Source organism: Zoogloea dura (assembly GCF_012927165.1).
In the GTDB taxonomy this organism is placed as follows: Bacteria; Pseudomonadota; Gammaproteobacteria; order Burkholderiales; family Rhodocyclaceae; genus Zoogloea; species Zoogloea dura.
The window spans coordinates 124,370-139,408 of record NZ_JABBGA010000005.1; the positions used below are offsets into that span (position 1 = coordinate 124,370).

The window sequence follows — 15,039 nt, forward strand, 5'->3', positions numbered from 1 at the left end:
GGCTCTACACCCTGGCCGTTGCGCTCGCCTGTGCCGTCATGGCAGCGGGCGTCGCTTGGGCGCAGACCCGCATCAATCCCAGGGGCGTCAGTGTGAATGGCAGCGTCATCGGCGACGACGTGCTCTACAGCATCGGTGGCGGCCGGGCCGTTTCCATGGGTGGTGCGGGAAACATGCAGAGCATCGGCGTCGGTGTCGGTTGGAACAGCAACCTGATCTGCGGAAACATGAGCATCACGACCACGCTGCAGAACCAGCTCAATGGCATCACCAACGGCTTCCAGGCGATCATGAGCACGGTGATCCAGAACGCCACCAGTGCCGTGGCGTCGCTGCCGGCGCTGATCATCCAGCGTGCCGATCCGGGCCTCTACAACCTACTCACCAACGGCGTCCTGCAGGCTCGCCTGGACTTCGACCGCTCGAAGATGACCTGCCGGGCCATCGCCAACCGCCTCGCGGACATGGCGGGCGGCCAGGCAGGCTGGGACCAACTCGCTGAGGGCATGGCGCTGCGCGATGCGGTGAGCAGCACCGATGCCGTGTCGGCCGTCGAGCAGGCCGAGTCGAACAGGGGCAACAACGGCGTGCCCTGGGTCGGCGGCGGCAACGCGGGCGGCTCGGGCCAGGGGTCGATCAAGGTGGTGGGCGACGTGACGCGCGCAGGCTACAACCTGCTCAACGGGCGCAGTGTGACGGACACCTCGTCGATCTCTCGCGCCACCTGCGGCAACCGGCTGACCTGCCAGACCTGGTCCTCGCCTGGTGCGGCTGCAGCCTGGGCGACGCGCGTGCTGGGCGAGCGTGAGCAGCGCACCTGCGAAAGCTGCACCAAGACCCAAACCACGCCCGGTGTCGGGCTCACACCGGTGATCCAGGAGGAGTACGAGACCAAGCTGCAGGCGTTGCAGGAACTGGTGACCGGCGCCAAGCCGACGACGGTGGCGAACCTGGAAGCGGCCGGCAGCAACTCGCTGCCGATCACCCGCGGCGTGATCGAGGCCCTGCGTGACGAGCCCGACCAGGATCTGCTGGGCAAGCGCCTGGCCTCGGAGGCGGCGCTGTCCAGCGTGCTGGAGAAGGCACTGCTGTTGCAGCGGACGCTGCTGACCGGCAAGAAGGAGCCCAACGTCGCGGCCAACGAGCTGGCCGTGAAGGCGGTCGATCAGGAGAACGGCGCGCTGGAGCAGGAGATCAGCAATCTCAAGACTGAACTCGAATTGCGGCGCACGCTGGCGGGCAACTCCGCGATGGCCATCGTCCAGCGCCACGGCACGCGCGCCGGCGGCTCGCGCGGCATCTTCGAGGGCGACACCACGCGCGACCGCCTCAAGGAAGTCCAGAAACCCCGGAGCACACCATGACCGGCCGCACGTGGCTGCGGCCTACGTGGCTGTTCAACCGCCGGGTGGGCGTCGCACTGCTGTGGGCGCTGCTGGTGGCCGGAATCGCGGTGGCAGTGAACGTCGCCGGCATTCATGTCGTCGGCGGTATTGATGGCTGGGAGCGCTGGCTGCACGCGCATTCCGCCCACTTCCTCGTCTGGCGGCTTTTTCTCTACGCGGCGACGGCCTATGGCTGGTGGTGGATGCGGAAGCGCCTGCGGCAACGCGAGCCGTCAGCCGAAACGCATCACCGCCTGCTGCGCGTCGAGATCGCGGCCGTGACGACCATCGTACTGCTCGAAGGCAGCCAACTGCTGCGCCATGGCTGAGGCGGGGAGGATGTCATGACCCTCTACACGACCGACTACCTCGAGTATTACCTGACCCTGGTGGGCTGGCTGGTCAACAACGGCATTTGGAACATCCTCGTCGCCAGCGGCGTGTTCGCGCTCCCGTTCGTCGCCATCGTGATCCAGGAGTGGCTGCGGGCGCGCGCGGAAGGCGCGGACGAGGGCAACAAAGGTGTGCTGTCCTCGATGCGCATCGAGAACCGCGTCTGGGTGGCGATCGTGGTCATCATGTTCGCCGGCATCCCCTTCATTCCGGTGGACCTGAGCACGATCCGCTTCGATACGAGCCGCTCCGCGCAGTGCCAGGTCAGCGTTCCGCAGCCGGCGGACACGGGCTGGTCCAACGCCTACACCACGCTCAACAACCAGAGCGCGCTGGTGCCGGTGTGGTGGTTCTTCATGCACGCCATCTCCAAGGCCGTCACCGGGGCTGCGGTGGCGGCGATCCCCTGCGGGACCGATCTGCGGCAGATGCGCATGGACGTCGATTCCACCCGCATCGACGACCCGGTACTGGCCCAGGAGGTCGGGGATTTCGTGCACGACTGCTATGGGCCTTCGCGCGCCAAACTGTTCATGAACCGGCCGACGCTCTCCGACGAGCAGATGAACGACGTGACTTGGATCGGTTCGAGCTACTTCCTCGACGCGCCCGGCTTCTACGACACCTACCATTCGAGCACGCCGCGCACGGCTTGGCCCTACGATGCCACCCGCGACGCGGGGCTGGCCCAGGTGGACAGCGGCGGCGGCTATCCGAGCTGCCGGCAGTGGTGGTCCGACGGCAACAGCGGGCTACGCGCCCGCCTGCTGGCCCAGGTCGATCCCGATCTGCTCTCCCGTATCGGCCGCTGGGCGGGGTTCCTGTCGCAGAACGAGGTCAACGACTCGGTGATCCGCGCCGTCGTCTCACCCAGGCAGCAGAAGATGAACCAGGGCGCCGTCTACACCGACTACGGCGGCCAGATCGAGAAGACGCTGCCCAACATCGTGACCCGCGGTGCCGGCGACCTCGGGATGGCCGTCGGCTCGCTGGGCTTCTTTCCGGCCATGGATGTGGTCCGCCAGGCGTTGCCGATGGTGCTGTCGCTGCTCAAGATGGCGCTCGTCATCTGCATCCCGCTGGTGCTGCTCTTCGGCACCTACGAGCTGAAGGCCCTGGTCGCGGTGAGCTGCGTAGAGTTTGCGCTGTTCTTCGTGGACTTCTGGTTCCAGCTCGCGCGCTGGCTCGACAGCACGATCCTCGATGCGCTCTATGGCTGGGGCTTCGGCGCGAGCCGGCCGCATTCGAACTTCGATCCCCTGATCGGCCTGAACAACGCCTTCGGGGACATGCTGCTGAACTTCGTCATGGCGACGATGTTCATCGTGCTTCCGGGCTTTTGGGTGACGGCCCTGGGATGGGTGGGCATCCGCGCCGGCAATGCGCTTCAGGGGCTGTCGGAAGGCACGAAATCAGCAGGCCAAGCCGGATCAAGGGGCACGGGCACCGTGGTTCGGGCAGCCAAGTAACTACCTACCGCTCATCATCAAAGCGGGGGTCTGGATCGTCGTCGTAGTTGATTGGATCGTAGAAAACACTGCGCTTGTGATCCGCTTGATCGCCGATCGCCCATTCCTCCGCTTCGCCGGGAGCGGCGTTCCGTGCCGTCCAACCCGCAAACACGGCGATCATGATCAACATCGCAAGCCAGAGCGCGACGTAAATCAGCACGCCGAATGCAACGAGCTTGAGGATCAGCAACACCCCTCGGGCGGCAACAGGCGCCAATCCTTGCGCCACCAGCCAGTCGTGCGCTTGGCGGTCCAGACGCACACAAGCCCGCCACATCCGGCCCAGTGTCCGGCCAGCGCGTTCCGCGAAAGTGGTCTGTGCAGCGAGCTTCATGGTGGCTACCTCATGGCCGTCCTATGGGTTCTCACTCGGCACCCGCTCCAAGGGATCGTCGATTGGATCCATCGTGGATTTTTCAAAGATCGTTTGAAACTCCATGCGACATCCAATCAACGTTCCTTCGATGCCCATTCCGCCTGGCTCGTTGCTACAAGCGCCGCCCAGTCGTCGGGCGGATTGCCACGTCCGAGCATCTTCTCGAACACCGCATAGGGATCGGATTCGCTGCCAGCCGATCGCAAGGTCTGTTCGTCGTTGACCCAGGCAAACACGATCGCCTTCGCCTTGGAGTCGTAGCGGAAGAACAGGCGGAATCGCCGCCCGATCTTTGCGCGCCGCCAGTGACGGTACGCCGGTCCCAGGGTGTTGCCCTGGCGGTACTCGTCCCGTGAGGGATCGCTCGGCACGACCTCCATGATCAACTGGCTCAGCGCCCGAAACAGCTTGACGTTGGCGTTGCCCTCGAACCCTTGCGGGTCGTTCTGTTCGGCCCGTTCTGCGGCCGCCTGCAGCTTGCGCAACTGCTCGATCACGCCCTCGTGGAACAAGAGCGTCCAACCGTGCCGCTGCATCAGAGCGCCACTTCGCCGTCGATGTCTTCATCGAGATTGACCGCGTGGCCGGCACTCGCCAACATGACCCGGGCCAGATCATCCGGGAGGGACTGGACATGCCGGCCGGCCCGAATGTCGGCCTCCAGCAGGCCCAGGAAGGCCTCGATGGCCGGGTCTTCGTGCTCGGCGTCCGCGCGGGTCACGATGACTTCGCCTCCGCGCAGGTCGAAGGCCACTTTTCCGCCGGCGTCCACGCCCAGTGCCTGCCGGATGGGCTTGGGCAGTGTGATCTGGCCCTTGGAGGTCAGCGTGGCGACTTCATGGATCTCAGGCATGGATGTTCTCCTGATGACAACACTTGCATGGTAAGGAATTTTCCTTACATCGTCAATCTGCCTGAGCATGGGGCCTCCATCCAGTTGAAAGAGAAGGCCCCATCGTAGCCCCGGCACAGGCGCCTTCCCGCCAGAATCCGATTTGGGCCAGTCCCGCATTGGCTGTGGCTCGGCTACCTTCGCTGCTCTATACCAAAGACTTTCCGACAAAGGACAAAGGGCTGGGAAGGGGCAAGGGAACGGGGTCAAGGGGAAAGGCCCTACCCGAAAGGGCCAAGAGGCTCCCCCGAACAGCCCGCCATCCAGGATTCGCCATGCTCTCGCTGTTCCAACGCAAACGGATGCCACCTGCCACCGCAGTGACGCCCACTCCCTCCGCCGAGCCCCCCAAAGGGCTGACGCGGACGGAATCGGCCGCATCACTGCTGGCGACACCGCGCCGGCAGAAGCTGCTGGAACACATCTGGCAGCGCACGTCCGTCTCCCGTGACCAGTTCGCCACGCTGTATCGGGCGCCACTGGAGCGCTACGCCGAGCTGGTCCAGAATTTTCCAGCCTCGGAAAGCCACCACCACGCCTACCTGGGCGGCATGCTGGACCACGGCCTGGAAATCGTGGCCTACGCGCTGAAGCTGCGACAGTCCCATCTCCTGCCGGCCGGCGCCACGCCGGAAGCCCAGGCCGCCCAGGCCGAGGCCTGGACTGCGGGCATCGCCTACGCGGCACTGCTGCACGACGTCGGCAAGGTCGCCGTCGACCTGCATGTCGAGTATGCCGACGGCACGATCTGGCATCCCTGGCATGGTCCGCTCCGGAAGCCGTACCGCTTCCGCTACCACAAGGCACGCGAATACCGGCTGCACAGCGCAGCTACCGGGCTGCTCTACGCCCGACTGCTCGACGCCGGTATCTTCGACTGGCTCAGCGTGTATCCGGACCTGTGGTCGGCACTCCTGTACGTGCTGGCCGGCCAGTACGAGCATGCCGGCATGCTCGGGGAATTGGTCGTGCAGGCCGACCAAGCCTCGGTCGCCCAGGCGCTGGGTGGTGATCCGGCCAAGGCGCTGGCGGCACCCCGCCATGCGCTCCAACGCAAGCTCCTCGACGGATTGCGCTACCTGCTCAAGGAAGAGTTCAAACTGAACCAGCCCCAGGCCTCGGACGGATGGCTGACCCAGGATGCACTGTGGCTGGTCAGCAAGACGGTCTCGGACAAGCTGCGCGCCCATCTGCTGGCCCAGGGCATCGATGGCATCCCGTCCAGCAACACCGCCGTCTTCAACGTGCTGCAGGACCATGGCATTGCGCAACCGACGCCAGAGGGCAAGGCCATCTGGAAGGCGACCATCACCAGCGACGCGGGCTGGTCTCACACCTTCACGCTCCTGCGCCTCGCACCGTCGCTGATCTGGGAAGGCAATGAGCGGCCCACACCGTTCGCCGGCACAGTGATGGTGGTGCAGGACGAGGGGGAAGCAACTGTTTCCGCATCGTTGCCCGCCGTACCGGACTCGGTCGCCCCCGAGCCTCTGTCGGCGCAGCCAGCCGGCGAAGGCGTCGAGGCGCTTCTGGATCTGCTCGACATTCCAGATATGGCGTCGGCTGTTCTCTCGTCGACCACCGAAATGTTTTCTCCAACCCTGGAAGAGCCGCCTCTTGAGTCAGGTGAGTCAAGGTTACCGCTCGACTCGGCGACGCCTGCGTCGATTCCAGGATTGGAGGAAACGCCGTCAGGCGAGCATTTCGTCGCCTGGCTGCGCCGGCATATCGAAGAGCGCAAGCTCATCATCAATGACACCAAGGCACTGGTGCATACGGTCGCCGATACCGTCTATCTGGTCAGCCCCGGCGTGTTCCAGCGTTACGCTCAGGAACATCCAAGAACCGCCTTCCTTGCCAGGCAAGACCAACTGGCCGATTGGCAATGGGTGCAAAAACGCTTCGAGAAGCTGCAATTGCACCGCAAGCAGCAGAATGGTCTGAACATCTGGATATGCGCAGTCACAGGGCCGCGGAAATCGCGGAGACTCCACGGCTACCTGCTGGAAGACCCGCGAGTCCTGTTCAGCGATATGCCACCGAACAACCCTTACCTGTCGGTATCTGCTGCCGCCGATCCTGTGTAGGAAGGCACCTATCGGCAACCCACCCATGAATCACGGAGCGAGTCCAACGTACGAGATCGTCCAAAGGAAGGTCACCACGATGATGCAGCCGCCAGTGACGCATGGTCTCCCGCATCGCTTTCGCCGCTCTGTCACTCACGGCAGGAGAGAAACTGACGAAGAGCCCGCCCCTGCAAGCCGACTTCGAGGGGCCTCCCCTCATCTTTGGTAAAGCATCGCTTCTACCTCGCCATTGGCGGTTGCGTTCGTAGCACACGATGCCCTGGTACTTGGCAATGAGCACCTGTTCGCCGGGCTCGGCGCGGGATGCCAACGTCCATAGTGTCACCATCGAAATTGGTGGGCACGATCTTCAGCGGATGACCGCGCCATGGGACAGGTGAGTTTTCCGGGCGCTTACGCTATGTCGGCCAGCCATTCGCTCATGCCGTTGAGGAATGGCTTGGCGCTGAAGTCCAAATCGCCAAGCACAGCGAGTTGCATTCCTTTGCCGTCATGCCTCAGCGATGGGTCGTCGAGCGGTCATTCGCCTGGATCGAGAAATGCCGCCGCCACTGGAAAAACTGCGAGCGGAAACTCAACACCAGCTTGCAGTTCGTCCACTTGGCCTTCATCGCACTACTGCTCAAAGGATTGTGAACAGGTTCTCAGTAGGCTGGATGGTGCAAACCACATCTGACAGAGATATACTGATCGTTCGTTAAGTTTATCGGAAGGGCCACCAATCTATGATCCGCCAGCCGATTAGGATCATTCGCAAGCGAAAAACGCGGGAAGAGATTCTTGAACTATCGGCGCCTCTGTTTGCGCGGAACGGTTACGACGGCGTCTCGATGCGCGATGTCGCTGCTGCCGTCGGCCTCACCCAGGCGGCGCTTTACTACCACTTCGCCGACAAGGACCAGCTCTATCTCGATGCGGTGGCCTACGAATTCCGGGAAAGAGAGGCCGCGCTGAAAGACATGCTGGCCGGCGACGGTACTCCACGGGAGAGGCTTGAACGCTTTGTGGCCGGGCTCGCCCGGATGATGGCCACGGATAAGGACTTTCTGCGGCTGGTGCAGTGGGTACTTCTGGACAGCGACGAGGCGCGTCAGAGCACCTTGGCCAAACATGTATTCAGGGACATGTTCGTCGCCGTCCATGATCTCGCCAGCGAACTGGACCCGCATCAGGATGCCCACCTGCTTGCGATGTCGATCTTTGGCCTGGTGATCTTCCATTTCCAGACCGGTGCAACCCGTCAGTTCATGCCGGGACACCGGCCCCACCAGGACAACCCCGAAGTGCTGGCACGCCACGTATGCGAACTGCTGCGAAGGAGCCTAGCCGCAGCCGAGGGGGAGGCACGCTGAGGATGGGGCTCCTGGACAGCTCATACCGATACCCGGCCCCGTACACGCCGGATTTTCCACACTCTCACTTTGAAAAGGAGCAGCGACCATGACCAAGGCAAAATCCACCTCCGCTTCGAATGCGGCACCGGAATCCGTTGCGGAGAAGAATCCGCCCGTCACCGCCGAGGAGCGCTATCGAATGATCGCGGAGGCCGCCTATTTTCGCGCGGAGAAGCGCGCCTTTCTGGGCGGGAACGTGGCAGAGGACTGGCTGCAGGCCGAGGCCGAGATCGACCGGATGCTCAAAGAGCAGGGACGTCTTCCCTCGATGACGCCGGAGGAAATCGAGCAACGCGTACAAGGCGCCCTCGCCACCGACCCGGCCGCGATCGCCGCCCAGGTGCGCGCGATCACGCTCGATGCGCTCACGCGCGGCAGCCTCGACACCGAGGCGCTCAAACGCGTGACGGCGGCCGTGGTCAAAGGCGCCCGCGAAGGCGCCGCGCCGCTCGGGGAACACGGCGGACAGGCGCTGAAAGAGGCGATGCGCGGTCTGGACGAGGCCCTGGCCGGGGCAGCGGAGGCCGCCCAGTTGGCCATTCAGGAGGCCGCGGGTCGCACCAGCGAGTTCTCCCGGCAGGGGCTGAAGCGGGCGGCGGACGAGCTGGCTACGCTGCAGACGCTGTTCATCGAAACGCTGCAGGAGGCCGCGCAGAGCGCCAAGGGCGTCGTCCAGGCCACCTTCACCGAGCTTGCCGAACATGCCCGCACCAGTGGCTCGGCCGTCGGCCAACGTACCCGGATCGCGCTCGAGCAACTGGCCCAGGCCATTACGGCAGGCGCTCGCGATCAGGCCAAGAAAGGGACGGAAGTCGTGCGCCATGAAGCCGCGCTGCTTGCCGGTCTGGCCGCCGGCCTGCTCCAGGGCATCGCTGCCCGCCTGGAATCGAAAGATACCGGCAAGGACGTTTGATGCTATGGCAAGCGATCGGCGCCGTCCGCGACCTGGGCCGCCTGCATGACATCGCCTCCGTCCTGATCCGTTATGGCTTCGGCGATCTGGTGCGGCGGATCGGCATGGCGGGCGCCCTGGAACGTGCCGGCCGCACCCTGCACTGGCACGAACCGGAGGAACTGGCGCGGCTGGAGCCGCCGGCCCGCGTGCGCCGGGCGCTGGAGGAGCTGGGGCCGAGCTTCGTCAAGCTGGGGCAGATCCTCGCCACCCGCGTCGATCTGTTCCCGGCGGAATGGATCGCCGAGTTCAGCAAGCTGCAGGATGCCGCACCCGCCATCCCTTTCGCCGAGCTGCTGCCGCAGCTGACCGAGGACTTGGGCGAGTCGCCCGAGGCCATCTTCCCACGCCTGGAACCGCAGGCGCTGGCGGCGGCCTCGCTGGCCCAGGTGCATCGCGCCTGGCTGGCGGACGGCACGGCGGTCATCCTCAAGGTGCGGCGCCCCGGCATCCGGCCGATCGTGGAGGCCGACCTGCGCCTGCTGGCCCGTCTCGCCGAGATCGTCGAGGCGGAAGCGCCCGAGTTGCGCCGCTACCGGCCGCGGGAGGTGGTGCGCCATTTCACCCTGTCGCTGCGCCGCGAACTGGATTTTTCCGCCGAGGGCCGCAGCGCCGAGCGCATCGCCGCCAACTTCGCCGCCCACCCCGAGATCGTCGTTCCCCGCATCCACTGGCCGTGGACCGGCGGGCGGCTCAATGTGCAGAACTATGTCGAGGGCATTGCCGGCCGCGACCTGGCCGCCGTGGACGCGGCCGGCCTCGACCGCAGGCTGCTGGCCCGTCGCGGTGCCCGGGCCGTGCTCAAGATGATGCTCGAAGATGGCTTCTTCCACGCCGACCCGCATCCCGGTAACGTTTTCTACCTGCCGGACAACCGCATCGCCTTCATTGACTTCGGCATGGTCGGGCGCCTTTCCGAGGAGCGCCGCTATCAGCTGGCCGTGCTGTTGCACGGTCTCGTCAGCCACGATGCGGAGAAGGTGGCCGAAGTGCTGCTGGACTGGAGCGGCGGCGCCGAGATCGACAGCGAGACCTTGCAGCCCGAGATCGACGCCTTCGTCGACCAGTATCACGGCGTGCCGCTCAAGAACCTCGATCTGGGCGCCATGCTCTCCGACCTGGTCGCCATCCTGCGCGAGCACGGCCTCACCCTGCCGCCCGACCTGGCGCTGCTGATCAAGGCCTTCATCGCCCTGGAGGGACTGGGGCGCCAGCTCGACCCCGACTTCGACATGGCGGGCGAGGCTACGCCGTTTCTCGAACGGGTGCTGCTCGCCCACGCCGCGCCCGGCGCCCTGGTCTGGCGCGGCTGGCGCGCCTTGCGCGACACGCTTGCCCTCGTCGCCGGGCTGCCGCAAGACCTGCGCCAGCTCCTGCGCGCCGCGCGGCGCGGCAAGCTCCTGGTGCAAGTCGAGGTCCTGCCCCTCAAGCATTTCGGCGACCGTCTCGACCGCGCCGCCAGCCGCCTGGCGATCAGCGTCGTCACCGCCGCCCTGATCATCGGCTCGGCCATCGTCATGACCGTCGAGCGCGAGCCCGGCCTGCCATCTTTCGGCTTGCTCGGCTTCATCGCCGCCGTCATCGGCGGCATCTGGGTGCTGTTCTCCATCTGGCGTGGCGGCAAGGGCTAGAGATGGCGAAACCAGCACCCGAAACCGTTCCCAATCCGCCCGCGCGCAAGGTCGGCCTGGCGCTGGGCAGCGGTTCAGCGCGCGGGCTGGCGCACATCGGCGTGCTGCGTGCCATCGAGGAGGCCGGGATCAAGGTCGATCTGGTCGCCGGCACCAGCATAGGCGCGGTGGTGGGCGCGGTATATGCCGCCGGCAAGATCGGAGGCTTGGCCGACCGTTTTCGCGCCTTCGATTGGCGGCAGATCGTCGGCATGCTCGACCCCGTTCTCCCCCGTTCCGGGCTGATCGACGGCCAGAAGATCGCGGACTTTGTACGCGCCCATGTGGCGGCCGCAAGCATCGAGGATCTGCCGATCCCCTTCCGCGCCGTGGCCACCTGCATCATGAGCGGCGAGGAGGTGGTGTGCGCCTGGGGCGACCTGATCGATGCGGTGCGCGCCAGCATCTCGGTGCCCGGCATCTTCACGCCGGTGCGCAGCAACGGCCGCATTCTCGTCGACGGCGGTCTGGTCAACCCGGTGCCGGTGAGTGTGGTGCGTGCCATGGGCGCAGGCCTGGTCATCGCCGTCGACCTCAACCACGACATCGTGGCGAGCCGGGTATCCCGCCCAGATTCGAACTCACAGGGAACATTCCATACCCAGGCCATGGCGCGCCTGCTGGCAAGCCTCCGAACAAACCCCGGCTTGGTCCAGTTCGAAGCCTGGCTGCACAAGGAGCCGGAACCGCTGCCGGGCATCTTCGATGTGCTGCTGAGCTCCATCTACATCATGCAGGCGCGCATGACCCAGGCCAGCCTGCGGCAGGACAAGCCGGACATCCTCATCCGCCCGCCGCTGGGTGCGGTGCGTTTCATGGAGTTCGACCGCGCCGAGGAAATCATCGAGATCGGCTACCGCAGCGCGGCGCAGCAATTGGCCCGCTGGGCAGGAGCGCCCACTGATGACTGACAGGCATCCCATGAACTTCCCCGAGGCTGTGATGACGGGCGTCCGCGCCGCCATTGCAGGCGCCCTGACCTGCGAGGCACCCCCCGTCCAGCTTGCCTTGCGCCTGTTGCTGTCAGGCCAGCAGATTCCGATCCGGGCGCTGGTGACCAGCAGCTTTCATTCCGGGCAGGCGGGCATCGATGCCGGCACGGCCTTGGACCTGATCCATCTCAGCCTGCAGCAATTGCATGCCCACGTCGATGCGGCGAGCGGCCCATCCGCGCATCTCGGCAACGCCGCCACCGTGCTGGCGGGCGACTACTTGACCACCGGGGCCTTCCGCCTGCTGGTGCGCTGCGCTGACCTGCAAGTCCTCGCCCTGATTTCTCATGCGGTCAACCGTGCCGCGGAATTGGAGGCCGCGAATCTGAGCCTGGCGCGAGATGGCGTCGATGACCCGACGCAGTGGGTGCGAACCCGTCAACGGTTGGCGGCGCCGCTGGGCGGGGCGGCCGGTGCCACAGGGGCTGCGCTCGCGGGCTACCCGGAACCGCTCGCCGGCGTCGCTCGGCGCTACGGCGAAACCCTCGTGGCGAGCCACGTGTTGCTGCAAGAAGCCAATGCCATGGAGCGCTGCGAGGCACGCACCGCCCTCCTGTGCGCAGCGCGCGACCTGTGCCGTCAGGCGACGCAGGAGGCGCGCACCCTTGCGACGGCCACAGGGAACGGCCGTCCACTCGAACTGGCTGAACGGATCGCTGCCAGCATCGAGGCTGGAGGCAGTGAAAAGTAATCATGAATTTAATGAGCCCCAACCCTCAGCCGGCCCGCGTGACAAGCCAGCAGGGAATGAAAATGGACGCGTCCTTGCCACCGAAGAAGATCGTCATTTTCTATTCGTCGATCGGCTACGGGCACATCAGTGCTGCCCAAGCCATAAGGGCGGAGATACATCGGCAATCCCGGAACACCGAGGTGGTTCTGCAGGACATTCGCGCCTTCATGCACCCGCTCTGGCGGCGCGTCGACGAACGCCTGTACTGGTTCGTCGCCAGCAACTTGCCCGAGTGCTTCGAGAGCCTGTTCGACGCGATGCAAACCAGAGGCAACCGCATTCCCTCGCTGTCGATGATGCCCACGGACTACCCGGAGGGGAAAGTTCACGCCTACCTGACCCAACAGGCGCCGGACGTCATCCTGTCGACCCACTACGGCGCTGCCCAGGTGCTGGGAACGCTGCGCGAAAAGGGGTTCCTGGCCAATCGAAGAATCGGATGGCTGCATACGGACTTTTTCGAGGGCTACTTTCCACGTATCTCCAAGCTGATCGATCGCACCTTTCTGGCGCACCCGGAACTGGAATCGCGCTGGCTGGCGGCAGGCGTGCCACCGGACAAGGTAATCACCAGCGGGATGCCGGTGCAGGTCGAGGCGGTGTCCGCAGTCGCTCGCCAGGACATCCGCGCGTGTATCGGGTTATCGCCGGACATTCCCACCCTGACGCTCGCGGGCGGCAAGGAAGGCCGGGGGGACTATGTCGACTTCATCTACAGCGTGATGCGTCATGTTCCCTGCAGCCTGCAGATCATCGCCGCATGTGGCGCGAACGCGAGCCTGCGTGCCAGGCTCAAGGAACTGCGCGGGAGCCTGCCGTCGCGGCTAACACTGAAGGTCGTGGGACTGGTGCCACGATCCGACATGACTGCGTACATGGGCGCCGCCGACGTCCTGATCACCAAGGCGGGAGGACTGACGCTGGCGGAAGCGTTCACGATCGGCGTGCCGACCATCCTCCTCGATGTCATCAGCGGCCACGAGCGCGAGAACGCCGCCCTGTTCGTGCGCCAAGGGCTGGCCAGTTTTGCTGGCAATGCGGAAGACGCGGGAAGACTGGTCGAGGAAATCCTCTCCGATCCGGTCCGACGGGAAGAAATCCTCACCGCCCAACGGCAGTACAGAGAGCGGACGAACATCGTCAGCATCGCCCGGTTCGCACTGGACGACGCAGAGGATCCCGTATATCCATTGCCGACTTACGGGGTCGAAGATGGCGCGCCGGTGCTCGGCATCGACGCAGCGCTCGCACGACTCGACGCCGAGTCATCGGCCGAGGTCGAGTTGCTGCTTTCCTACGCGACCTCGCAGACGCCGGAGCGGATCGTCCGCGAAAATCCGTTCGGACACCTTGCCATCCGTATCGAGGGCGTCGTTTATAGCGCGAACTACATCGCGGACCCTTCCGTCGATCCAAATTTTCTCCAGCACGTGAGCCTTGCGGACTATTTGTACGGTGTCACTCGTCCGTCCCCATCGCAAGTTCATACCAACACCTATGGCATGGCCTACGGCCGCGAGACGCTCGGTTTGCGCGTCCGGGGCGTTCCCCCCGAAAGCCGCGCCGCGATGGTGGCCGAGGCGCGCCGCCAGGAAGGCGCGTTCCGGGATGGCAGCCTGCAATGGCACCGGAGCGATTTCAATTGCGCGGACGTCGTGGCGCAGATGCTTGCGGCCGGTGGCTATGGCCGCCGCTCCCTCGGCAACCGGATAGGGCTGCCGAGCATGCCTTTGGACGTGTTCGAGGGCATCCGAGCACGGTTCGAAGAAGACCCGTCGTTGCAGGAGGAATTGATCGCCTACCGTTTGCTGCCTGGAACTCAGGCGCCTTATCGCTTTTCCCGTTTTCCGCTCTCGATGTGGCAGCCATTGCGCTCGATGGCGCGCGTGCTCAGCGACGCGTCTCGCGACGAGCTTGAGCAGGCAACAACCCGACAGGTCACTGGGTATTTCAGCGATTCCCGGCTTTATGTCGAGGACTTGCGGGCCTGCCGGTCGGCATCGGGAACCGAGGATATCCCGCTTGTCGAGCGTCCTCCCCTGGCACTGGAGGAGGCGATCCTCGCCGACTTGCGGCGTGTGCTCGCGGTGTACTTGGAACTTCCGTTCCAGCGGATCGGGCGCTTGGAGGGTCGCCCTGCCATCAAGGGGTTTGACGCGCTCGTCAATCGGGGACTCGAACTCGCCCGGCTGGCGACGGAGCATGCCGAAGACGGTCTGCTCCGTCTTCGCGCGGACCGGCTACGCGCGCTATTCAACCGGCTCGTGGAAGACTACGGGCAGATCGACCCGCAGCGCTTCGAATTGCGTCACGTCCAGGTCTACTTGGCGCAGCTACGGGCGTTCGAGTCGGTGCTGGGACGGGAGCTGTTGCCCCCGGGCGCTTCGTGGACCGACAGAGTGCGGACATCGCTGCATGTTTGGTGGCGTCCAAAGGTGGTGTTTGCTCGCCGCGTTGCCCAGGTGTATTTCCGCAAAAGAGAGAAGTAACTTGCCTTCACCACGCCCCCATTCAATGTGGCTCTCGCACGTTCTGTCCGGCGCTCTTCTGTCTTTCGGCAGCACAACGGCATTCGGTGCCGATCAGCTCGGCAAACAGTTTCAGATGCGGATGCCCCAGCCGGAGCGCGCTGCCTACGAGGCCGCTCCGCA

At 65.0% G+C, this 15,039-nt stretch carries 13 protein-coding genes and 1 pseudogene; 11 read left to right on the forward strand and 3 right to left on the reverse strand.

The window, feature by feature from the left end; genetic code table 11:
• Positions 1-38 precede the first annotated feature (38 nt).
• From HHL15_RS08365 to HHL15_RS08375, 3 genes are read left to right on the forward strand one after another with little or no spacing between them, the layout of a single operon-like run.
• Positions 39-1,364, forward strand: coding sequence for an integrating conjugative element protein (locus HHL15_RS08365; RefSeq protein ID WP_235943303.1), 1,326 nt, complete (start codon positions 39-41; stop codon positions 1,362-1,364).
• A complete protein-coding gene (locus HHL15_RS08370) occupies positions 1,361-1,714 on the forward strand; it encodes a hypothetical protein (RefSeq protein WP_076600383.1) in 354 nt (117 codons plus the stop codon). The genes HHL15_RS08365 and HHL15_RS08370 overlap by 4 nt, the downstream gene beginning before the upstream one ends.
• 15 nt (positions 1,715-1,729) lie before the next feature.
• Positions 1,730-3,247 carry a conjugal transfer protein TraG N-terminal domain-containing protein gene (locus tag HHL15_RS08375; protein WP_076600382.1) on the forward strand — a complete coding sequence of 506 codons (1,518 nt, stop codon included), beginning with the start codon at positions 1,730-1,732 and terminating at the stop codon, positions 3,245-3,247.
• A 4-nt stretch (positions 3,248-3,251) separates the two neighbouring features.
• Here the strand turns inward: HHL15_RS08375 and HHL15_RS08380 are convergent, their stop codons facing one another.
• The 3 genes from HHL15_RS08380 to HHL15_RS08390 form a co-directional block, all read right to left on the reverse strand.
• Positions 3,252-3,623, reverse strand: coding sequence for a DUF3742 family protein (locus tag HHL15_RS08380; RefSeq protein WP_076600381.1), 372 nt, complete (start codon positions 3,621-3,623; stop codon positions 3,252-3,254).
• Between the two features lie 116 nt (positions 3,624-3,739).
• Positions 3,740-4,201, reverse strand: coding sequence for a type II toxin-antitoxin system YhaV family toxin (locus HHL15_RS08385; RefSeq protein WP_076600380.1), 462 nt, complete (start codon positions 4,199-4,201; stop codon positions 3,740-3,742).
• Entirely contained in the window at positions 4,201-4,518 is a 318-nt protein-coding gene (locus HHL15_RS08390; protein WP_076600379.1) for a type II toxin-antitoxin system PrlF family antitoxin, read from the reverse strand. The genes HHL15_RS08385 and HHL15_RS08390 overlap by 1 nt, the downstream gene beginning before the upstream one ends.
• Before the next feature lie 314 nt (positions 4,519-4,832).
• Here HHL15_RS08390 and mobH point away from each other — a divergent pair, with 314 nt between their 5' ends.
• From mobH to HHL15_RS08430, 8 genes and pseudogenes are all read left to right on the forward strand, one after another.
• Complete coding sequence (gene mobH, locus HHL15_RS08395; protein ID WP_076600378.1) at positions 4,833-6,644, forward strand: MobH family relaxase; 1,812 nt, start codon at positions 4,833-4,835, stop codon at positions 6,642-6,644.
• 402 nt (positions 6,645-7,046) lie between these two features.
• Positions 7,047-7,283 (forward strand): annotated as a pseudogene (locus HHL15_RS08400) (transposase); the annotation flags it as partial.
• Positions 7,284-7,372: 89 nt separating this feature from the next.
• Positions 7,373-7,999 (forward strand): TetR/AcrR family transcriptional regulator, encoded by a 627-nt coding sequence (locus HHL15_RS08405; RefSeq protein WP_076600377.1) that lies wholly within the window; start codon positions 7,373-7,375, stop codon positions 7,997-7,999.
• An 88-nt stretch (positions 8,000-8,087) separates the two neighbouring features.
• Positions 8,088-8,954, forward strand: a complete 867-nt coding sequence (locus tag HHL15_RS08410; protein ID WP_084204919.1) for a DUF2934 domain-containing protein — start codon at positions 8,088-8,090, stop codon at positions 8,952-8,954.
• Complete coding sequence (locus HHL15_RS08415; protein ID WP_076600376.1) at positions 8,954-10,624, forward strand: ABC1 kinase family protein; 1,671 nt, start codon at positions 8,954-8,956, stop codon at positions 10,622-10,624. Before HHL15_RS08410 ends, HHL15_RS08415 begins: the two co-directional genes overlap by 1 nt.
• Before the next feature lie 2 nt (positions 10,625-10,626).
• On the forward strand, positions 10,627-11,574 hold the full coding sequence (locus HHL15_RS08420) for a patatin-like phospholipase family protein (protein ID WP_076600375.1): 948 nt from the start codon (positions 10,627-10,629) through the stop codon (positions 11,572-11,574).
• Positions 11,567-12,346 carry a polyprenyl synthetase family protein gene (locus HHL15_RS08425; protein WP_076600374.1) on the forward strand — a complete coding sequence of 260 codons (780 nt, stop codon included), beginning with the start codon at positions 11,567-11,569 and terminating at the stop codon, positions 12,344-12,346. The genes HHL15_RS08420 and HHL15_RS08425 overlap by 8 nt, the downstream gene beginning before the upstream one ends.
• A gap of 62 nt (positions 12,347-12,408) precedes the next feature.
• Entirely contained in the window at positions 12,409-14,877 is a 2,469-nt protein-coding gene (locus tag HHL15_RS08430) for an MGDG synthase family glycosyltransferase (RefSeq protein WP_084204924.1), read from the forward strand.
• The last annotated feature ends 162 nt before the right edge of the window (positions 14,878-15,039 follow it).